At 75.3% G+C, this 271-nt stretch carries 1 pseudogene; it reads left to right on the top strand.

Annotation, left to right across the window (positions count from 1 at the left end):
* A pseudogene (locus G6R24_RS23155) lies at window positions 1-271 on the top strand (hypothetical protein); the annotation flags it as partial.

The following is a 271-nucleotide window of genomic DNA, read 5'->3' as shown; positions in this document are numbered from 1 at the left end:
CCTCGCCGCCGCCTGGACGGCCCTCGCCGCCGCCCGCGACGGTGAGGACACCGGCACCGCCCTGGCCTGCGTGACAAGCCAGGTCAACCCCCGGTGGGAGCTTCCCGCCTGGGGCCCGGACACCACCGCCGGGACGCCGCGGGACACCTCCACTGTCCTGGGGGACATCCCCCTGTCCCCTGGGGTGTCTCTGGGGGACACCCCGGTGTCCCCCCTCCGGCCGGAGCTTGTGCCCGTGGAGGCATCTGCGCAGGTCAGACCCGAGGGACAC

The organism is Candidatus Frankia nodulisporulans (assembly GCF_902806475.1).
In the GTDB taxonomy this organism is placed as follows: Bacteria; Actinomycetota; Actinomycetes; order Frankiales; family Frankiaceae; genus Frankia; species Frankia umida.
The sequence above is the reverse complement of the archived record's forward strand: the minus strand, read 5'-3'. Positions and strand labels throughout refer to the sequence as shown.